The sequence below is a fragment of the Paenibacillus koleovorans NBRC 103111 genome (assembly GCF_004000845.1).
GTDB lineage: Bacteria > Bacillota > Bacilli > Paenibacillales > NBRC-103111 > Paenibacillus_AA > Paenibacillus_AA koleovorans.
On record NZ_BIMA01000019.1, the window covers coordinates 32187 to 51789 of the forward strand.

20 protein-coding genes and 1 pseudogene are annotated in these 19603 nt (G+C 56.3%); 2 read left to right on the plus strand and 19 right to left on the minus strand.

The genetic code is table 11. From position 1 onward, the window contains the following. Positions 1 to 42 precede the first annotated feature (42 nt). The 6 genes and pseudogenes from PKO02S_RS08935 to PKO02S_RS08950 all read right to left on the minus strand — a co-directional run bounded on the left by PKO02S_RS08935 (position 43) and on the right by PKO02S_RS08950 (position 6110). A complete protein-coding gene (locus PKO02S_RS08935; RefSeq protein WP_373865204.1) occupies positions 43 to 1578 on the minus strand; it encodes a DUF8451 domain-containing protein in 1536 nt (511 codons plus the stop codon). Continuing rightward, entirely contained in the window at positions 1575 to 1706 is a 132-nt protein-coding gene (locus PKO02S_RS33620) for a hypothetical protein (RefSeq protein ID WP_281280417.1), read from the minus strand. Before PKO02S_RS33620 ends, PKO02S_RS08935 begins: the two co-directional genes overlap by 4 nt. Positions 1707 to 1923: 217 nt before the next feature. Next, positions 1924 to 2385: an FtsX-like permease family protein gene (locus PKO02S_RS33740; RefSeq protein ID WP_307720014.1), complete on the minus strand. Its 462-nt coding sequence runs from the start codon at positions 2383 to 2385 to the stop codon at positions 1924 to 1926. A gap of 1033 nt (positions 2386 to 3418) precedes the next feature. After that, positions 3419 to 3892, minus strand: a pseudogene (locus PKO02S_RS33745) (FtsX-like permease family protein); the annotation flags it as partial. Next, on the minus strand, positions 3889 to 4638 hold the full coding sequence (locus tag PKO02S_RS08945) for an ABC transporter ATP-binding protein (protein WP_127581337.1): 750 nt from the start codon (positions 4636 to 4638) through the stop codon (positions 3889 to 3891). The pseudogene PKO02S_RS33745 and the gene PKO02S_RS08945, both read right to left, overlap by 4 nt. Positions 4639 to 4766: 128 nt before the next feature. Beyond that, positions 4767 to 6110, minus strand: a complete 1344-nt coding sequence (locus tag PKO02S_RS08950) for a sulfatase family protein (RefSeq protein ID WP_127581340.1) — start codon at positions 6108 to 6110, stop codon at positions 4767 to 4769. Between the two features lie 109 nt (positions 6111 to 6219). On the opposite strand from PKO02S_RS08950, the gene PKO02S_RS08955 reads away from it, so the two are divergent. Beyond that, entirely contained in the window at positions 6220 to 7095 is an 876-nt protein-coding gene (locus tag PKO02S_RS08955) for a helix-turn-helix transcriptional regulator (protein ID WP_127581343.1), read from the plus strand. A gap of 379 nt (positions 7096 to 7474) precedes the next feature. Here PKO02S_RS08955 and PKO02S_RS08960 read toward each other — a convergent pair whose 3' ends face one another. The 13 genes from PKO02S_RS08960 to PKO02S_RS09020 all read right to left on the minus strand — a co-directional run bounded on the left by PKO02S_RS08960 (position 7475) and on the right by PKO02S_RS09020 (position 18232). After that, positions 7475 to 8263, minus strand: coding sequence for a PhnE/PtxC family ABC transporter permease (locus PKO02S_RS08960; RefSeq protein WP_127581346.1), 789 nt, complete (start codon positions 8261 to 8263; stop codon positions 7475 to 7477). After that, positions 8260 to 9045 carry a PhnE/PtxC family ABC transporter permease gene (locus PKO02S_RS08965; RefSeq protein ID WP_127581349.1) on the minus strand — a complete coding sequence of 262 codons (786 nt, stop codon included), beginning with the start codon at positions 9043 to 9045 and terminating at the stop codon, positions 8260 to 8262. The genes PKO02S_RS08960 and PKO02S_RS08965 overlap by 4 nt, the downstream gene beginning before the upstream one ends. Next, on the minus strand, positions 9035 to 9826 hold the full coding sequence (gene phnC / locus PKO02S_RS08970) for a phosphonate ABC transporter ATP-binding protein (RefSeq protein WP_127581352.1): 792 nt from the start codon (positions 9824 to 9826) through the stop codon (positions 9035 to 9037). Before phnC ends, PKO02S_RS08965 begins: the two co-directional genes overlap by 11 nt. Next, a complete protein-coding gene (locus tag PKO02S_RS08975; protein WP_127581355.1) occupies positions 9823 to 10902 on the minus strand; it encodes a phosphate/phosphite/phosphonate ABC transporter substrate-binding protein in 1080 nt (359 codons plus the stop codon). The genes phnC and PKO02S_RS08975 overlap by 4 nt, the downstream gene beginning before the upstream one ends. Positions 10903 to 11031: 129 nt before the next feature. Continuing rightward, on the minus strand, positions 11032 to 11730 hold the full coding sequence (locus tag PKO02S_RS08980; protein ID WP_127581358.1) for a phosphonate C-P lyase system protein PhnL: 699 nt from the start codon (positions 11728 to 11730) through the stop codon (positions 11032 to 11034). A gap of 25 nt (positions 11731 to 11755) precedes the next feature. Further along, on the minus strand, positions 11756 to 12934 hold the full coding sequence (phnM, locus tag PKO02S_RS08985; protein ID WP_127581361.1) for a phosphonate metabolism protein PhnM: 1179 nt from the start codon (positions 12932 to 12934) through the stop codon (positions 11756 to 11758). Positions 12935 to 12961: 27 nt separating this feature from the next. Further along, on the minus strand, positions 12962 to 13807 hold the full coding sequence (locus PKO02S_RS08990; RefSeq protein WP_127581364.1) for an ATP-binding cassette domain-containing protein: 846 nt from the start codon (positions 13805 to 13807) through the stop codon (positions 12962 to 12964). After that, entirely contained in the window at positions 13800 to 14657 is an 858-nt protein-coding gene (locus PKO02S_RS08995; protein WP_127581367.1) for an alpha-D-ribose 1-methylphosphonate 5-phosphate C-P-lyase PhnJ, read from the minus strand. Before PKO02S_RS08995 ends, PKO02S_RS08990 begins: the two co-directional genes overlap by 8 nt. Next, positions 14648 to 15811 carry a carbon-phosphorus lyase complex subunit PhnI gene (locus tag PKO02S_RS09000; protein ID WP_127581370.1) on the minus strand — a complete coding sequence of 388 codons (1164 nt, stop codon included), beginning with the start codon at positions 15809 to 15811 and terminating at the stop codon, positions 14648 to 14650. The genes PKO02S_RS08995 and PKO02S_RS09000 overlap by 10 nt, the downstream gene beginning before the upstream one ends. After that, positions 15799 to 16422 carry a phosphonate C-P lyase system protein PhnH gene (gene phnH / locus PKO02S_RS09005; RefSeq protein WP_127581373.1) on the minus strand — a complete coding sequence of 208 codons (624 nt, stop codon included), beginning with the start codon at positions 16420 to 16422 and terminating at the stop codon, positions 15799 to 15801. Before phnH ends, PKO02S_RS09000 begins: the two co-directional genes overlap by 13 nt. 15 nt (positions 16423 to 16437) lie before the next feature. Continuing rightward, complete coding sequence (gene phnG / locus PKO02S_RS09010) at positions 16438 to 16863, minus strand: phosphonate C-P lyase system protein PhnG (RefSeq protein ID WP_127581376.1); 426 nt, start codon at positions 16861 to 16863, stop codon at positions 16438 to 16440. Positions 16864 to 16885: 22 nt separating this feature from the next. Next, positions 16886 to 17590 (minus strand): GntR family transcriptional regulator, encoded by a 705-nt coding sequence (locus PKO02S_RS09015; protein ID WP_127581379.1) that lies wholly within the window; start codon positions 17588 to 17590, stop codon positions 16886 to 16888. 6 nt (positions 17591 to 17596) lie between these two features. Further along, the gene (locus tag PKO02S_RS09020) at positions 17597 to 18232 is read right to left on the minus strand and encodes a DapH/DapD/GlmU-related protein (protein WP_127581382.1); all 636 of its coding nucleotides are present in this window, start codon (positions 18230 to 18232) and stop codon (positions 17597 to 17599) included. Positions 18233 to 18420: 188 nt separating this feature from the next. Between PKO02S_RS09020 and PKO02S_RS09025 the strand changes: the two genes are divergently transcribed. Next, on the plus strand, positions 18421 to 19554 hold the full coding sequence (locus PKO02S_RS09025; protein WP_127581386.1) for a copper amine oxidase N-terminal domain-containing protein: 1134 nt from the start codon (positions 18421 to 18423) through the stop codon (positions 19552 to 19554). Positions 19555 to 19603 lie beyond the last annotated feature (49 nt).

The following is a 19603-nucleotide window of genomic DNA, read 5'->3' on the forward strand; positions in this document are numbered from 1 at the left end:
TATAACTTATTTTTCAACTTAATTACTACTAATTATCCTTAGTTAAGTTAAAACCCACTTCGGTCGTTTTGAAGATCCCATATTCACAATTGTCCCGTCTTTTTTAGACATTTCAAATAACAAATTATTAATTTTTTTTCTTTTTTGCGTTTCATCCAAAGTGTCCGAAAGTTTACTGATTAATAAGTTGTCAATTTCTTGTCTGTCTGCGGATTTATACTGCTGAAGAAATTTAATAACCATACTTTTATAAAATTCTTTGTCAAATGCTCGGTTTTTGATGTACGCAGTCTTATCCCCTGTTAACGCAGCAATTTGCGCTGCGACATATATAACAGGATATTTGCCTTCAATCAGGCGCTGTGATCTCAACCTTTTAACTTCCTCTGGTTTGATTCTCTCTCTCTTCTGTACTTTATCAAGCAAAATAACCGTTGATAAATCTAAATCTGTATGATTGATTAACATACGCGTGTAATTTTCATCGAGTATTTTACCAATGATTCGAACTTGGACCTTATTAGGATCTGATAAGTCGTAATCAGGCAACGGAAAAAATCGTCTCTTTTGAGTAAAAAACATTCTCTTTATACCCGAACCAATGGTGTCAATCATATTCAAATTGACCATTGCCTCCGCTAAGAATCGATTCCTATAATACTCCGGTGGAGAGTCCCGTTCAATTACGGCTGCAATACTTTGAGGAATAAAACTACCAAGGTTTGTGAAAATAAGCTCGTCTGGCTTTTCAACAATATTTATTCTACCTTGTTTTTCGTAGTCCTGATGTGCAATGCAGTTGTGAAGTGCCTCACGTATTACATAAGCATCATATTGATTAACCTCAATAGGAAATAAACTATTATCGGGCATATATCTGTATTTCAGATTACGGAGTTTGGAAAACAAAAGCTCTGAGTTCAAAATAAAGGGAGGACCGAAATGATCATAGTCTTGTTCAATGTTGTCCTTATCCTTTAATATCCAGCTCATTTTCGCTACAACCGGCTGGATAAAATGCTCTGCCTCCGGTTTTCCTAGAAGAATTAATGCTGCATTAGTAATTTCACCTTGCACCGTTACTCGCGCTTTGTTTAAAAAGGCTAAGTCATCCCAGCTATCAACTTCATCAGCAAGTCGAGGAAATTTCTTCTTATATTCTGTTCTAGCCTTTATAATTGCATCGGGTTCCAGATCATGAACAGTAGCAGAGTGACAAATGTCGGCTGACCAGTCTTTCTTCATAACCTGACTGCGTATCTGTTCGATTTCTTGCAAACTTAAAGCCACAATAGAACTACCATTTCTACCGTAAAAATGTCCATCCCACGCAGTAGGGATCCCCAGTGGAGCTGCAGGAATCTGAAACAAAACAACCCTGCCTTCAGGTAGCATAAGTTCGTAGATCTCCCTAAAAGTTAGCCCGCCAGAAGATTTGATTGCAATTTCATGTTTTAAGCTATCGAGATCCGCACGGTTCACTCGGTATTGAGATCCGACAATCTGCCGATCGGCATCTCTAATCCCGAAGATAAGCCATCCGAATGGTCTACCCTTTAAATTTGATTCATTACTTATGGCTGAAACATATTTCCTATTTTCCCTGAATCAAATGTTGATTTTGCCTCTTTGAACTCAAGCCATTCCGTTTCAGCAGGCATAGCGCGAAGATCATTTAGCAGTTGCATTAGCTCCTGTTGCTCCATCAGTTATCCCTCCTCCATTACAAAAACTACTACCCTTAACATCTTACCCACAACTAATTACAATTCTATCTTATACACCTAACAAAATAAAATAATGAACGAGCATAGGATTCAAGAGCGGCCCCCTTCAACCACAACCTCTTCCGCCACTTTATAACTATTTCTAATGCGTAACGCCTCCACTCCTGGTTTCACCATCGGATGGAGGCGCTTCTTGTTACGCTTTCCGCGTCACAATGCGGAAGTAGACGTTAGTCGACGAGACGTACAGCAAGATGTAGATGACGAAGTAAGCCGCCATGATGCCCCACACCATCCCGACCAACCCCGGGTAGTCCTGCACCGAGTCGAGGATGTACGTTTTGATGGAGGTCCAGCTGATCAGAATGCCCAGCACGAGCGGCGGGGCGAACACGAGCAGCAGCTTTTTGCGGATGACGCTTTTCATCACGCCGTTGTCCACGCCGATTTTGCGCAGGATGCCGAATTGCTGCTGTTCCTCCGTCGCTTCGCGGAGCTGCTTGAAGTAAATGACGCTCGCCAGCGCGAACAGCGCGATGACGGCCAGGGAACGCGGCCGAGAACAACAGGAGCGCGGAGCTCTCGATCTGCTTCGAGTAAATGTCCGCGAACGAAGAGTAGTACACGCCCGGCGTCTGCGAGACGATCGCGTACACATCCCGCGACAGCTGGTCCGCCGTCTTCGCGTTCTCCACCATGTAGAGCTCGAACGTCACGGCGTGCGCCTGCCCACCCCTGCTCAGCTCGCGGTACGCGTCGTCCGACACGACCAGCACGCCCGGCTTTTTATCCATCGCCTCCTCCGGATCGGTCGCCCAACCCAGAAGCGCAAAGTCTTTGCGCTCGACCAGCTTGAACTCGTACCCGGGCTCCACCGCAAAAGCCAGTTGCTCACCCGGTGCCAAAGGCGTCGGGAAATCCATCCCCTGCGACAGCGCGATCGCTTCCCGCCCTTGCAGCGTCACCGGCTGTGAGTCGCCGCGCCGCTCGGTCCAAGCCTCATAGGCCTGCTCCGAGACAAGCAGCACATCCTCGAAATAATACTCCGCATTCTCGAACGCTACGTTGCGGTCCGTCACCGCCTTCACCCGCAAAGCCTGCAAGGTGGTATGTTCCGTAACCGGATGCTCCGAGCTATTGATCAGCGCCTCGATGCGCTCGTTGGTTGCCCGATCCAGCGTCTGGAAAGCGATATGGTTAGGTACATTTTTGCCGACGGCCTCGAACTGCACCTTGTAATTGATCGCCACGAAGCTGATGAGCAGCATGATCATCGTGCTGAACAAGGTGATGAACGTCAGGTTCAGCGCATTGCTGCGCACTTGGAACCTTAGTGAGGACGTCCACAACGGCCGCACGCCCTCAAAATACCGCCGCATCCGACTGATCGCCTGCAGCAGCCAGCCGATGAATTGGCGAAAGAACAAGTAAGTCCCCCCGACTACACCCACCGCCACGCCCAAAAGGCTGTACATCGAGTACTTTTCCTCCCAGAAGACGGACTGGCTGCCGCTCAGGATCAGCATAAACGCCTCCCCCAGCAGCAACAGCGAGAGTACCGCCCAGACAGCCGAGGCTCGGATCGGCTTCTCCATCTTCTCTTTCGCCCGGAACAATTCAACCAGCTGCAGCCGACGCACCGCCCAATCGCTCTGAATGGTGATGATCAGGGTGAATAGCAGAAACACGCCCACCGTGGTACCGATCGCCTGCGGAGGGAACGCCAACGAAATCACTTGATCGTACTGCATCAGATTCATGAGCACGCGCCCGAACAGCTTGGACAGCAAACCTCCGAGCAAGATGCCTGCGGCCAGCGAGATCGCGCCGATGCACAGCGTTTCGTAGAACACCATCTTCGTAATTTGCCGCTCCTTCATACCGAAGAGCAAGTACATGCCGAGCTCTTTTTTGCGCTGCCGCATGAAGAACGAATTCGCATAGATCAGGAAGAAAATGATGAACAGCACGACCGCCACGGACGCGATGCTGACGCCTTGCTGGAACATGGCCCGGTTCGCGATGACGTCGAGAATGTCCTGGTTGAACATGAGCGAGGAAAACGTAAACTGAATGATGACCCCGATAATGAGCGAAAATAAGTAAATCGTGTATAGCTGGAAATTGCGTCGGACGTTGCGCAGCGTCAAGTCTAGCAGGTTCATCGCCCTTTGCCCCCCATCAGGCTTTGGGTATCGAGAATCCGCTCATAGAAGTCCTTCTGGCTCTGCTCGCCCGCATACACCTCGTTCACGATGCTGCCGTCCCTCAGAAAAATAACCCTTCTGCAATAGCTGGCCGCGTAGGCATCATGGGTGACCATCAGAATGGTCGTGTGAAGCGATTTGTTCAGGTGCACGAGCTGCTCGAGCAGTTGGGTGGCGGAACGCGAATCGAGCGCGCCGGTCGGCTCGTCCGCGAAGACGATGGCCGGATTCGTGATCAGCGCTCTGGCGGAAGCGGCACGCTGCTTCTGACCGCCCGAGATTTCGTTCGGGTACTTGTCGAGAATGTCCTCGATGCCGAGCGCTTGGCCGAGCTTCTTGAGGCGCGATTCCATTTCCTCGGATTTCATTTTGCGCAGCGATAGGGGCAGTAAGATGTTCTCCTTCACTGTCAGCATGTCAAGCAGGTTGTAGTCTTGGAAAATAAAGCCCATCCGGTCTTGGCGAAATTGCCGCAGCGCCCGTTTGTTCAAGTCGAGCAGCGACTTCTCCTCCAGGAGAATATCGCCGCCCGAGAACCGGTCGATCGTCGAGAGGACGTTCATCAGCGTCGACTTGCCGGAGCCGGATGGACCCATGATTGCAGTAAATTCGCCTTGCGTGACCGTGAGATCGATGTTGCGGAGCACTTGATTTTTGCCGAAGCTCTTGGTGAGCTGTTTCGTTTGAATAATGGTTGCCGTCATGGGATGGTCCCTCCTACATGGCGCATAGTCTTCTTATACTATGTACTATAGGGGGATTTCCCATTTCGAACCATAGAAGTAGCGTGATCCAAAGTTACGGTTTTGTCACTTTCGATCCGGCGGCGGTGCTAGACGAGAATCGGACGCTGCTGGAGCGGATCGTTGATTTGCTGCTGCCAAAGCGACATCGTAGCGGCCAACGCTTCGATTTGCGGGGCCATATCGGGCTGCTGCGAGAGATCCTGTGTCTCCCACGGGTCGTTCAGCAGGTCGAACAGCTGGATTCGGTCGGTGCCGACGCCTTTCTCCTCGTTGCGGTAGTAACGGATCAGCTTCCAACGTGGTGTTTTGACCATACGCTGGATGTCCATATAGAGGGAAAAGACGCTGTCGCGAATAGGCGCGGTTGCAGGCTGCTGCGTCAGGGTGGGGACAAGGCTTTGTCCTTCGACGGTTGTCGGGATGGAAAGTCCGGACAGCTCGCATAACGTTGGGAAAATGTCGAATTGGCAGGTGAGTCCCTCGAATTGTCGGCCTGCTGGAACACCCGGTCCTCTTAGGAGGAATGGGATGCGGACGCTATGGTCGTACATACTCTGCTTGCCCAGCAGGCCGTGCTGTCCTACCGCCAGACCATGGTCGGCCGTGTATACGATGATGGTGTCGTCCCACAGGCCGCGGTCCTTGAGCGTCTTGAACAGACGGCCGAGCGCATCGTCGTGATGGGTAATCATGGCATAATAGTCGGCGATATGTTGGCGGGTTTCAGCGGCGTTACGAGGTTGTTCGGCTAAAAGCTCGTCGCGGATCACCATTTCTCCATTGTCAAAAGGATGCTGTTCGATGTAATTAGGCGGCAACTGGATGTTGTCGGCGTTGTATCGGCTGGCGAAAGGCTCCGGCGCCGTGCGCGGATCGTGCGGCGAGGTGTAAGCGAGGTAGAGCAGGAACGGCTCTTCCCGGTCGTAGGTTTGCACGAAGTCTATGGCCGCGTCTGTGAAGATGTCTGTGGAATGGCGGTCCTCGAAGTAAATTTGATTTTTTTCGTACTGGCCGTCGGCGCGGAAATCATGCAGCGGCACTTGGTAGTGGTCGCTCATGCCGCCGAAGAAGCATTTGGCCCCTCCGCTGAAGCTGCGGTGGTGCGTAGCCGGCTCGTTGTGCCATTTGCCCACCTGGAACGTATAGTAGCCGTGCGCGCGGAACCATTCGCCCATGAGCGTCAGCTCCGGGTTGACCTTGCCGGCGCCGCCGGTTCGGAAGACACTCGCTCCCGTGTTCACGCTGGCGCGTGTGGGCATGCAGACGGCCGGCGACAGCCCTCCCATAATATGCGTGCCCCGGAACGATATGCCTTGGTCGATCAAGTGGTCCAGCGCAGGGGTCTGCACGACCGGATCGCCATGTCTGGAAATCGCATCGTGCCGATGATCGTCGGCTATAATGAAAACCACATTCGGCTGCTTGCTCATGAAGGTTGCCTCCCTCGGAGTTGGCGGAATGGCTTGACATTCCTGCCTTTATTCCCATAATTATAAATAAATCAAGCCTGCCTAGCCCATAGCAAAAGGGGTGAACTGCATGTCAAAAAGGATCACTGGATTGGCCATTGGCGAACTGCTGCAGAAAATACTCGGCGACATGCTGGGCTCCATGAATCGGTTTCGGCTGGAGAGCTCCTACAGCTTGACCGTCCGCCCGCACTGGTCGTTCCCTGACCGGATCCATGACGATTTTCACCTGCTGTACGTGAAGGATGGGCGGGGCGGCTATGTGATAGAAGGTGTGGATGAGGTGCCTCTGTTGCCCGGGACTTTGATTTTCCTGTCGCCGCAGACGACGCACCGGGCTTACAAATATAAGGGGATCGATCTGAGCATCGTGCCAATTCGGTTCCGATTGTTTTCTTGTGATGATAACGGTTACATCCCATTCGAGGCGGAGCCCTTCTATTTTCATTTCGTGTGCGAACCCCCTCAGGAGTTCCAGCAGCGGTTCGAAGCGATTCACCGCTATGGCAGCAGCCTGCCGGCTTCTGATCTGAGGGACTCGCTGACGCACACCGCCATCGCGCAGCTGCTGGGCGAGCTTGCCTTGCACAGCCAGCTGGCCGATTCCGGCGGCGCCTTGTCGGCTCCGCTGCTGCATCCGGGCATCCGGCGGCTGGCGTCCTTCCTGGACGAGCATCCGACGAACCGCTCGTCGCTGGAGCAGCTCGCCGCGCTGGCGGACTTGTCGCCCAAGTACGCCTCGCGCCTGTTCCACGCCTCTATGGGCATGAGCCTCAAGGCGTACCAAATCCGCAGCCGGCTCATCTACGCCCGCTTCCTGCTGGAGAACACGGACCAGAGCGTCAAGGATATCGCCGCCGCCCTCGGCTACCCGGACCCGTTCGTATTCTCCAAGCAGTTCAAGGCTGCTTGGGGGTATTCGCCTTCGGCTGGGCGGGAGGGGTGAAGGTTTGTTGTAGTACGGGCCATTTCGGGACCAATAACGATATGGTGTAACGCTATTTTGCCGCAAACCCTTGAATTACGCAGAATAAAGATATGCCAGATCGTTATTTTCTCGCGTCAGGACCCTTTCGCCTATCGCCGAGCGCTGCTCCCACTATGCAGACCAACTTTTCCCCTTCTTCGCCCTCTATCGATCGTCGCTACCACCATGTAGACCAATTTTTGCCTCTCTTCCCCACCTCCGACCGCCGCTCCACATTGTAGACCGCCTCCAACCATGCACACCTGCCAACAAAAAAGAAAGCCGCCCAGCCCCCGCTGAACAGCTTCTTTCCCTCTCCTTGCCTGCCCTGCCTTGCCTCAACTGACCTCTCAAACCGCTAAGCACTCCGCAGCTTCCGCTTGAGGCGATTCGCCAACACTTCCATCAGGACCGCAAGCGCCAGAATGAAGTACGTGATCGTCCCGATCTCTCTCACGTCGTAGTAGAACGAGCTGGCCATGAACATGTCATAGCCGATGCCACCTGCACCTGCAGCCGCCCCCATCGCGACCGAAACGGCAAAGTTGATCTCAAACCGCAGGAACGTCCACGAAATCAGATATGACATCGTCGAAGGAATAACCGCCTGGAACACGATCTGCCACCAGTTCGCGCCGCTCGACTTGAGCGCCTCGATGACGCCGCCGTCCAGCTCCTCGAACGACTCCGAGTACGCCTTGATCAAATACCCGACCGAGTGGAAGGTCATCCCGACGACGGCGGCGACGCTCCCCAGGCCGGCCGCGACCGCGAAGATGAGCACCCACAATACGGTCGGTACCGCCCGGATGAAAGCCACGAACCCGCGAATAACAACGGAAGCCCAGCGGCTGGACAAGTTGCGGGCGGCGAACAGGCCGAGGAACAGCGCCAGAACTGCACCGAATAGCGTAGTCAGGAAAGCGAGCCCCAGCGTGATGGCGACTTGCTCGAGCGCTTCCACTAGCGTGAAATGCTTGAAGTGCGGCTCCAGGAACATCGTCCGTATCGTCTGGAATGTAGACTGAAGTGCTTCTCCGAGCTGGATGTCTTTATAATCGAATGTGAGAAAGCCATATATCGTCAAAGCCGCCAAGGCGAGCAGCGTCAGTTGGATGGTCAGGCGGGACCGGTTGTAAGGTTTCATAGGATCACCCTTCGGATGCTGTTCGAGACATACTCGATCAGCAAAATAACCGCTACAATGACCAATACCACAAGACTGGCCGAGCTGTAGTTCAAGCTTTTGTAATACAAGCTGAACAGGAAGCCGATCCCCGTCCCTGTCAAAATGCCGATCAGTGTAGCGTGCCGAATGTTCGTCTCCACCATGAAGAGGATCCAGCTCAGCAGCATCGGGATGCTGGACGGCACGACGGATTGGAACACGATGTGGAAGTACCCCGCCCCTGTCGCCCGCAGCGCCTCTACGGATGAACCGCTCACCTCATCGATCGCCTCCATGAAGGCGCGCGTCAGGAAACCGAACGAACCGAAGAACAAGGCGAAATACCCGGTCAAAACGCTTTGGCCGAAAGAGAACAGCAAGATCATTGACCACGCGGCCACATCGATGTTGCGGAACAGCGTCGCGATCCCGCGGCACACCAAGCTGAACGGCCCGCCGATCCCGGTCGTCCGCGACCCGAGAATCGCGAAGAGGAAAGCAAGCCCCGCCGCGACCGTCGTCGCCGCGATCGACATGAGCACAGTCTCGAGCAACGTATCCAGAATGTCCGGGAGCTTCTTCATCGCCTTGGCGTCCGGATAAAAGTTGGCGACCGTCCACTCCGCCGCCTTGGGGATCGAAGAGATCCCCTTGACCACGTCGTACTCCGTCACGAAGATGGCCGCCAGCGTCAGCACGACCATAACGGAAAAATAAACATACGACTGCCTGCGCTTCCTCGCGAAAAAATCAGCCTGCATGCTGCCCACCCTGCAAAGCATGCAGCTCGTCCGCGCGGGCGCCGCCGTAAATATGGCTCAGGACGGTCGTATCTACGCCCCGCGGCGTTCCGTCGTACACGATTCGTCCTTTGTTCACGCCGATGATCCGGTCCGAATATTTCAGCGCCGTCTCTACCTGATGCAGATTGATCAGCACGGTAATGCCCATCGTCTGGGAAATGCTCTTCAGATGATCCATGATCACCTTGGACGCATTCGGATCGAGCGAGGCGATCGGTTCGTCGCACAGCAGCATCTTCGGCTCCTGCACCAACGCCCGGGCGATGCCGACGCGCTGCTTTTGGCCGCCGCTCAACTGGTCGCAACGCTTGTACATGTGCTCCTCCAGGCCAAGCGCGCTTAGGATGCCCATGGCCCGTTCCTTCTCTTCCTTGCTGTACAAGCCGAAGATGCCGGCAAACGTCGATTTGTACCCCAGCCGCCCGTGCAGCACGTTCTCAATAACCGTCAGCCGGTCGACCAGATTGTAGTGCTGGAAAATCATCCCGATCTTCGTGCGGAGCTGCTTCAGCTCGCCCCGCTTGAGCTTCGTCACCGGCGCGCCGTCGAATACAATATCGCCGCCGCTCGACTCGATCATCCGGTTGATGCAGCGCAGCAGCGTCGATTTCCCCGCACCGGAGGGCCCGATGACCGCTACGAACTCGCCCTTTCGCACCGAAAAGCTGATGTCCGACAAGGCTCTGGCCTGAGAGCCGTATTGCTTGGAAACTTGACGGCATTCGAGCAACGGACTCATTTGGACAATTCCCGAATCGGATTGAACCATGCGTCCTCCACGGTCAGAAATTTTTCTTTGCCCGAGCTTTGGCGGAACAACCCGGAATCCTTGGAATCCTTAGGCAGGAACACCTTCGGGTTCTTCGTCACTTCATCGGACACGAACGCGTCCTTGAGCTTCTGGATATCGTCGGCGCTAACCGTATTGGTATTAATGGCGAACAGCGAGTTGAGCACCGGCGTGACGGAGATCAGCGAGAACTCTTTGCCGATCAGGGTATTGAACGGTTCCGCTGCACCTTGCTTTACCCGATACACCGCGCCCGGCTTGTTGGCGGATCCCGATGCGAGCTCCACATAGTTGGCTACGCAAGTGTCGCAGAACGCAGCCACATCGACTTTGCCGGTCAACAGGTTGACAGCGGAGCCTTGGTGCGAGCCCCCGAACAACACTTCCGCGAAAAACTTGTCTTTGCCGCCTTGCAGCAGATCGTCCGTCGTCAGGCTCTTGTATTTGTCCTTCTTGCTGAAATAACTGACGATGCCGGCCGACGGCACCTTGAAGCCCGAAGTGGAGCTATTGGAGACGAACGAGAACTTCTTGCCCGCAATGTTGTCGATGGAGAACGCGTCGCCGCTCTTGTAGGCGGATTCCTCGCCCTTACGAACGTTCAGCCAGCTAAAGTAGACGGCATCGTCCAAAGTGCCGGATGCACCGCTGTTTACGACGAGAGGCTGCACCTTCTTGTTCTTCGTATTCGCTTCAATGTAGCCTTGTGGACCCATGAAGCTCAAATCGGCATTCCCGTTGGCCAACGCCTCGATGGCAATAATGTAATCGGTCGTCGTTTTATGCTCTACTTTTTTGCCGATGGCTTTCTCGATGATTTTGCCGATTTCGTCCCGCGCGTCCTTCAAATCCGCTCCGGATTCGTTCGGATACCACGCGATCGTGACCGTGTCCTTCGTCTTCACCGCGGAGGAACCGTTCGTAGTAGTGCCAGTCGTCGTCTTAGAGTTATCGGAGTTGGAAGCACAAGCTGTCATTACCGCTGCAAGAGTTAGAGTCGCTAATAGGGCAACCGCTTTTTTCATAAGAAACCTTCTCTCCTTCATCATTTAAAATTGTGAGCTCTCCATACTAGTATACCTAGACACTATCATCGCTCTATTAATAGGGTTTTAAGATGTTGTAAGGATGCGTGGGCTCAAGCCCTCCAGCTTTCAAGCCAGAACGCGGCCATCGCGAATTCGGTATTCCCGGCTGCAGAGGTGGTTCATGAACTCCAGATCGTGAAAAATGCCCAGCATGGTCGTGCCTTCGCCCATCAGCTGCTCGATCAGCACCTTGACCTTGCCCTTGGAAGCCTCGTCGAGGCTGGCCGTCGGCTCATCGAGCAGCAGCAGCCGGGGACGTTTCGCCATCGCCCGGGCGATGTTCAAGCGCAGCTTTTCCCCGCCGGAGAATGTAGCTGGATAACTGTCCCACAGCTCGCGGTCGAGCTCGAAATGCTCCAGCATCCGCACCGTCTCCCGCTCGGCGTAGTCCGCATCCCGGCCGGTCTCGACGATCGCGTGCTTCACCAGCTCCTTGGCGGTTGTCCGCGGCATTACGTTCAGAAATTGCGATACGTAGCCGATTTCTTCCCGGCGAAGCTCGATCATAATCCGCTCGGATGCCTGGGCCAGATCGATCGGGCCGTACAAGCGGGAGTTGTACCAGATCTCGCCCGCTTCCGGCAAATAAGTGCGGTGGATGCATTTCAGGACGGTGGACTTGCCGCTGCCGCTCTTGCCTGTGATGCCGATGAATTCCCCCTCATGCAGGGTGAGGCTGACGTCCTCGATCGCCCGGATGCGCTTGTTCTTCTGATGGAGCATGAACGACTTGGACAGCTTCTGGATCGATAAAATCGCTTGCATGGGCTCCTCCTCCCTCCTCCTCCTCTTAGATTCGATACTCCGTCTTCTGAATAAGCCGACCGTCCACGATTACCGCAGTAACGGCGGGGAAGTCGTCCTCCAACTGCTCGATGACGATCAGATCGGCCTTTTTGCCTTCCTGGATGGAGCCCACCTCCGCGTCGATCTTCACGGCCCTCGCCGGATGAATCGTCACCATCCGAATCGCCTCCGTCAGCTCCAGTCGGCCTCGATCGACCAGATGGAACACTGCATGCAGCAGAGCCGCCGGGTAGTAGTCGCTGCATAGAATATCGATGCAGCCGTGACTGATCGCTTCCTCCGCGGATAGGTTGCCGCTGTGCGAGCCGCCCAGGATGATGTTCGGCGCTCCCGCAATCGTGGCCATTCCCATCGCTTTGGCTTGGCAGGCGATCTCCAGCGTGATCGGGAATTCGCTTATGGCGGTGCCGAAGCTCTGGACGAGCTCCAGCTTCTCGACCGAATCGTCGTCATGCGAGGCGATGGCGATCTGGTGCTCCTGCGCCAGCCGGGCGATCTCGCGAATGCCTTCCACGGTCAGCTTCGGCTTCACCTGATGAGCGGCGATGATCTCTTCGATTTGGCCTTCGCTGTAGTCTTGATACCCCTGAATCGCCTTGCGATACACCTCCAGGTCGCGGTACTGCCCTTGGCCCGGCGTATGATCCATGAAGGAAATCAAGTGCACCTTTTTCTCGACGATAAATTGTTTGAGGTTGTCGATCTCGTCGATGTTGTCGATCTCGAACCGTGCGTGGAATCGGTGGCGCAGCAGATGCCGGCTGTTGTGAAACTCGTCGATGAGGTCGACCATCTTCTTCACGTTCTCCGGCTCCCGGATCGGACGATATTTGTAATCGGCGGATTTGAAAATCGAGAGCGAGTGATACATCGTCGTAATGCCGTGTGTGATAAGCTCCCGCTCGGTCTCCCGCAAGCTCAGCCGGAAGTCGAACAGCGAGGTCGGCCTCGGCCCCGACATATGCTCGATGTAATCGGAATGGATATCGATGAAGCCGGGAGAGACAATGCCGCCTCGGGCATCGATGATCTGGGTCTGCGCGGTGACCGGAATTTCGCCCCGCAGGCCGATCCGCTCGATCCGGTCCCCCGCAACGAGGAGATCGAATCCTTCCAATACGGTTTCTTCCGTAACGATGCGCCCGTTGGTAATCAGATACATGGAATTGCCTCCGTCTCTTCCTAGGATTTAGAGCAAGGACTGCACGAGCTGCTGCGTATAGGCATGCTGCGGGTCCTCGAGTATTTGATCGGTCAGTCCTTGCTCCACAATACGGCCGTCCAGCATCACCATCGTCCGGTCGGCGAGCATACGAATGACGCCGAGATCGTGCGAGACGAGCAGCATGCTGATGCCGAGCTCCCGCTGCAGCTGCTTGATTAAGTCCAGCACGTTGGCTTGAACCGACAAGTCCAGCCCCGTCGTCACCTCATCGAGCAGCAGGATGGACGGTTGATTGGAGAGCGCCTTGGCGATCTGCACCCGCTGCTGCATGCCGCCTGAGAAAAGCTTGGGCGCTTCCTTCATCCGGAACAGCGGAATGTGCACCCGCTCGAGCAGCTCGCGTCCCCGGGCTTCCATCGCCTGCACGTTGCGGCTTCCCGCGGCGATCATTTTCTCGGCGATGTTGCCGATCGACGTAAACTCCATGCGCAAGCCTAGCATAGGGTTCTGGTACACTTTGCCCATCAGGTGGTTGCGGATGTACCGCTTCTGCTGCTGGGACTCCTCGAACAAATTGACGGAACCGCCTTTGTAAGTTCGGATGTAGGCTTCGCCTCCCGTGACCTCCTCGTCGAAGTAGACGCATCGCATCATCGTAGACTTGCCGCTGCCGCTTTCACCCACAATACCGAGCACCTCGCCGGGATACAGGTCGAACGTAAGTCCCTGGCACGAGTATACGGTGCCGCAGTCCGGGCAATAGTTTTTGTCCAGCACGCGAGTGTCCGGGTTGGCACACCTCTCGCAGCCGCCGCCGAATTGTTTGCTCATGTTCCTCACGGACAATACCGGAGCCGTCTCCTTACGCATGGCCGACCCTCCCCTCCGAACCGTTCAACCGACTCAGGCAGTAGCTCGTATCGTTGCATTGGTAGTACGTCCCCTCCGCCTCCTGATCGAAGAGTTCGTCCAGGAACGTATCCTCCGCTCCGCACAGCTTGCACGCCTTGCCTTGGAACGTCTCCGCTTCGAACGGCACATCCTCGAAAGCCAGCGACACGACGCGGGTGTAGGGCGGCACTGCATAAATCTTTTTCTCCCGCCCGGCACCCAGCAGGATCAGCGCTTCCGACTCGTGCAACTTCGGATTGTCGAACTTCGGGATCGGGCTCGGCGCCATCACATAGCGGTCATGCACGAGCACCGGGTGATCGGCGCCGGTCGTCATCCCGCGGTACTTCATGATCTGCTCGAACAGCATGAGCCACTCCCCGCTGTATTCGTTCTCCCCGTGCAGCTTCTTCGTCTCTCGCTCGCTCGGCTCGTACATGCGCAGCGGCTCCGGCATCGGCACCTGCAGCACCAGTATCTGGTCCGGACGAAGCGGAACTTCCGGGATGCGGTGACGCGACTGAATCAGAGTAGCTTCGGTTGTCTCGTCTACCGTCTCGACGCCGGTCGTCTTGTGGATGAGCTTCTTGATGCTGACGGCGTTGACCGATTCGTCCGAGCCTTGGTCAATGACCTTCAGCACGTCGCGCTTCCCGATGAGGGACAGCGTCAGCTGCAGCCCGCCGGTTCCCCAGCCGCGGCCGATCGGCATTTCCCGTGAGGCGAACGGCACCTGGTAGCCGGGGACGGCAATCGCCTTGAGCGTCGCGCGGCGAATTTCCCGCTTGGAGCCTTCGTCGAAGAAGGCGAAGTTGTAGTTTAGTCGCATGCCGGTACGCCCTCCTCTTGCGGCTTCGGATTCGCCTGTCTCGTCTTCCTCACGTCGTTCAGCTTCGATTGGAACGTAACGTAGTGCGGCATTTTCAAGTGGGAGATGAACCCGGTCGACTCCACGGAATCGATATGGAAGAGCACGAATTCCTCGTTCTCGGTCGGCACCGTCTTATCGCCGCGCTCCAGACTTTTGTCCAGAATGCTCATCGCAATCGCCTTCGTCTCGTTCTGCCCGAAGCAGAGGCCATAGCCGAAATCGAACTGAAGCTCCTTCCTGCCGCGCTCCTTCTCCACCATAGCCGGGATGAGCATCTCGACCTCGGTTGCCTTCAAATCGCCGATGTAGTACGCCTCCTCCTCGTCGTCCGAGGGGCGTGTCGGGCTGTCCACATAAACCGGCAGCCGGCCGACGCGCAGCTCCCCTACCGTCGGATGAACCATGCCGTAGCCGCGAATGACCGCATAGGCCATCGAAGTAACCGCTCCTGTCTGCCCTCGCGTCAGCACCTGCAGCTTCTGGCTGCGGCTCGCCGGGAACGTCAGGCTCGAGCGCGTCACATCGTCCGGCTCCCGCGAATCGAGCGGGCATTCGGGCAGCAGCCCTTCCTGCCGCAAGTAGTCCAGCACCTTCGGAATCCTGGCTAGCGACTCGGCAGCCTGTCGGTCGCCGCCGGCGCCGGCATAGGCAGCCTCCCGGGTGTCCCGTTCAAAAGCGAGAAGCCACTCTCGGACGGACGCTTCGCTCTCCTCCGCCAGCTCGAAATCGAGCAGGCGGTGGCTGTAATCGGTCGTGGCGCCCAGCAGCTGGCCGCCGGGAATGTCCTTGAAGCTGGCCGAGATACGCCGCTCCACCCGCATGTCTCCCGAAACGACCGTGCGGGAATAATGTTTCCTCGGCAACGTCGAGCGGTAGGCCCGCAGCAGGAACACCGCCTCCTCCGGGTTGCCTTCGGCTTGTTTGATCGCCAGCGCGGCCAGCGTCTCGCTATATAGGCTGCTCTCCGACATGACCTGATCGATCAAACCGCGCAGACCGCCTTCAATCGACCGGACGTCCAGGACGACGCCTTGGCGAACCCGCTCGTACTGGAGCAGTCGGAGCGACTCCTCGATCGCAGCCGTCCCGCCTTTCACCGCTACGTAAGCCACACGCCCGCCTCCTCTCTCTCAACCTGAGTCGTACGCGGCAGCGCGAACAGGCGATGCTCGGCATCCATGAACAGCAGATCAAGTCCGAGCGGAAATTCGACATTGCGCTCCGCCCGCAGCTCGACCCAATCCGGCTGCGGCTCCAACTGCACATAGCTGGCGGTCTGAATGCCCGGGCCTCTGAGCCGGAGCCCTCGACCATGACCTTGTGCCTCGCTAATCGACTCCACCTCAATGATGACGGTAGCCGAGTGGTGCGGGTCGGCCAGTTTGCCTATCTTGGCGTTCCGCAACGTATGCAGGACATCCTCCGGCACGGCGTCGCGCAGGACGAAGACATAGTCCGCCTTCTCTGTCTCGACCGCCCTCGCATACGTCGTCTGATTCAGGAACTGCGTCATCACGGCCGCTTCCTCGCCCGAGACGACCTTGAAGGTCACTTCGGTATCGAGCAGCATATGCGCGAGCAGCATTGTAGTCGGGTAACAGCCGCCTTCCGGCTCCAGCTTGCCTGCCTCCTCCGCCAGGTCGACCACCAACCCCGGCCTTGCCATCGCTTGTACGACTTTCCGATACGACGTCTGTATGTCGTGCACGAAATCCAGCTTCATCGCTTGCACTCCTCTCTACTCGGTGTCCATCGTCTCGAACTGGACCTTCGTCTTGCGGATCGGCTCCTCGAGTACATGCCGCTCCGCCTGCAACCGCTCCGACTCGGCCTGCAATACCGCCGTCCAAGCAGCCGTCTCCTCGAGCTGCGCCTCGTACGCAGCGTCGATCACCGCGAGCCGGTACGCCATCTCGGGCCGATCCCCGCTCAGCAAGCCGACACCCGTATGTCCGGCGATCCGGACCTTGCATTCGGTCACCAGCGTTTCGCCCAAATAGAACAAGCTGTTCTGAGCCGTCTCTCGGACCTTGACCATGACCAGTCCGTGGTTGGGTGTTTCGAGAGTAGTTACTTCGTATCGGCCTTCAATTTCTTGCGCCAACGCGGCGGCGATGTCAGGCGCGCCGTCTATCAAAATCTCCGTTCGCTGCTTCCGTTTCATGCCGAGCCTCCCTGATGGATTTCTATACCTCATATGTGAAATAGTCACCGCGATAGAGGGTTCTCGTGAACTCCAGCGTCTTCCCCGTACGCAGGTCCTCGCAAGCCGATTCCAGCACGAGCAAGGGGATCAGGCTGGAGCAGGCCAACAGCGATCGCTCGTACTTGGTCGGGAACGAGATGCTGAGCAGCGTCTGCGCAGGGCCGCCAAGCTCCGTGAAGCCTCTGCTTTTGTAGAATTCGTACATCGATGTGATGTCCCGGCCTACCTGCTCGATGTCCTGGAACAACACTTCCGCTACGTAAGAAATATGAAGCGCGATCGGCTGGCGCGACACCATGCGGAGCCTGCCGATTTTGAACACCCGATCCGTCTCTTCTACACCGAGCGCCTTGAAAATTTTGCGATTATACTCTATCGGCTCGCAGAATACGTTTCTGGACTGATAGTCGTAGCCCAGCTCCAGCATCTTCTTGCTGAAGCTCTCGCTCGCGGATAGCAGCAGCGGAATGCGCTGGTGGCGGTCCTTCACGAAGCTGCCCCGGCCTTGCTTGGAGTAGATGTAGCCCATCTCCTGCAGCCGCTCGTAAGCTTTCCTCGCCGTGATGCGGGGGACGCGGAACTGCTCGGCCAAGTCGTTCTCGGACAGCAGCTTGTCTTCGGGCTCGTACTGACCCGCCTGGATCGCGGCGATCAGGTGATCCATAATATCCTGTTCCTCGGACATCCTCGCTCAGCCCCCGTACTTCTGAATGAAGGTCTCCACATCGCTCAGCTCGAAAAACCGTTCCTCCAGCACCTCTCTCGGCCAATCCCACCAGGCGATCTGCAGCAGCTTGGCCGCCGTCTCGGCGGGAAACCTCACCTTGATCGGCCTGGCCGGCACGCCCACTACGACCGTGTAAGGCTCGACATCCTTCGTCACGACTGACCCCGACCCGATGACCGCTCCGTGGCCCACTCGAACTCCTTTCATCACGATCGCTCCATGACCGATCCAGACGTCATGCCCGATCGTGACGCGGTTATCGCGCCGCCAGTCGAAGATCTCTTCGTCATCGGTTGCGGCGAATCCGAATCCGGCCCTCCGGTATGTCATATGGTGCTGCGTCACCCGGTCCATCGGATGCTGAACCGGATTCAGGCATACGTGCGATGCGATCGAAGTGAACTTGCCTACCTCGCAATAATTCATCGTGACTTCATCCATCGTGTACGTGTAGTCACCGATTGTGGATTCTATGATTTTGTTCCCGGGACCGATCGACGTCCAAGCACCGGCATGGCTGTTGACTACAGAAGCGCTCGCATGTACGGTCGGTTCGCCGGACAGTCTCGCTGATGACTCAGGCTGGTGAATAGGCTGCATCCTGGCATCCTCCTTATGGCTTCGAATCTGGTACCAGTCTAACTTGATGCCAAGTTGGGAAGGTTATTGCAATGTAAAATGGCCATGAAGATCGTGTAAATCCCCTCCATTCCGCTTGCAACCTTCCAGCACTTACTCTCGTTTAAAAGGAGGCAACCTTGCTACATACATAGAGAGGAAGATTCCTGATGACCCATACTATGAAAAGAAGCTTGATCGTTCTCGCGACCGTCACGTCCATGATCGCCCCGGTGGCGGCCTACGCGGACCAGCCTCCAGCACCCGTGCAGGCCGTGCCGATCTCGGCGCCCATTGCGGTTCCGATTTCTGCTCCTATTGCGGTTCCGATCTCCGCACCGATCATCCTGCCGATCTCGGCTCCACTGCCGTCTCAGCAAGTTACGGTACAGGTGAATGGGCAAGCGGTCGAGGTAGCCGGCTATCACGCCGATGGCGCACAAGAGCCGATGCTGCCGCTGCGCGCCGTCGCCGAGAAGCTCGGCTTTACCCTGGAATGGAACCCGGTTACTTATTCGGTCGACCTGTCGAAGGACAACGTGTTCACGACCGTCACGACGGGCCAGGATCGCTACACGGTCAATAAAATGTACGTCACGCTGGGCACGGCGCCTGCCCTGGTGGACAGCAAGCTGTTCGTGCCGGCTTCGTTCGTGGGACGCATCCTGCACGGTTCCGTGGAAACGAAGGACGGTTCGGTATCCGTCTCGCTCCAGGAGCAGAGGAAATCCGTGGAAGCGAAGGGCGTCATCACTTCGATTCGCATCGGCGAGCGTTCCTCTTCCGTGCACATTCAAGGCGCCGGTACCGATGGAATCGTCCTCAATGTAGGCCCGGAAACGCTCGTCGAATCCAAGGCTGGGGCGAAGCTGGCGCTTAGCGACCTGCATCCCGGCTTGACCGTCGATGTCGAGCACTCGATCATTTCGACGATGAGCCTTCCGCCTCAGACGGCTGCATACCGCATCACCGTTGCCGATGCCGCACTGCAAGCCGGGATGATCGGCACAGCCGGCACCATCGAAGAAGTGCGCACCGGCGACTCCGGCTCAGCCAGCATCCTGATCCAAGGACAAGGCCTTGACGAGCAGACGCCGGACGAAGTGGTGCTTACACTCGGGGAGAACACTCTATTCGTAGCTCCGAACGGCGCGGCGATCGACAAGAGCGCTGTTGTCAAAGGAGCGGAAGTGATCGGCTTCTACGGCCCTCGCCTGACTCGCAGCCTGCCGCCAATTGGCCAAGCATGGAAGGTTGTCGTGAAGCCAGCCCAATCGCAAGCCCAACCGCCTGCCGCCGAGTAAGCGAGCAACAGCTAATAGCCTCCCCCTATCTCAGGGTGGAGGTTGTTTG